General features: G+C 68.9%; 1 protein-coding gene. It reads left to right on the forward strand.

Annotated features, from left to right (window positions below; translation table 11 throughout):
* A partial coding sequence (locus tag JFT44_RS28530) for an SIS domain-containing protein (protein WP_198831482.1) occupies positions 1-546 on the forward strand: 546 nt, incomplete at both ends.

Here is a 546-nt window from a genome sequence, read left to right on the forward strand (position 1 = left end):
CGATGGTCAACGCTGAAGACTCGCCCCTGGAAGCCGCCTGCGAATTCCATGTGCCGCTGTGCGCCGGCCCCGAGCGTAGCGTGGCCGCGACCAAGAGTTTTATCGCCACCTTGAGCGCCAGCGCCCAACTGGTCGGGCACTGGAACCAGGAAGACGGCCTGCTCGAAGCTTGCCACGCCCTGCCTGCCGGCCTGCGCGAAGCGGCGACCCAGGATTGGAGCCTGGCCATCGACGCCCTGCGCGACTGCCAGCGCCTGATGGTCATCGGCCGTGGCGCCGGGTTTGCCATCGCTCAGGAAGCCGCGCTCAAGCTCAAGGAAACCTCGGCGATCCAGGCCGAAGCCTTCAGCAGCGCCGAAGTGCGCCACGGGCCGATGGCCTTGATCGACGATAACTACCCGTTGCTGGTGTTCGCCCCGCGCGGCGCCGAACAGCCGGGCCTGCTGAGCCTGGCCACGGAAATGCGCCAGCGCGGGGCTCGGGTGCTGCTGGCCGCGCCCGACGATATCGCCGAACGCGACCTGACCCTCAGCCGCGCCGAACACC

It is taken from the genome of Pseudomonas sp. MF5691, from assembly GCF_016405645.1.
Taxonomy (GTDB): Bacteria; Pseudomonadota; Gammaproteobacteria; order Pseudomonadales; family Pseudomonadaceae; genus Aquipseudomonas; species Aquipseudomonas shahriarae.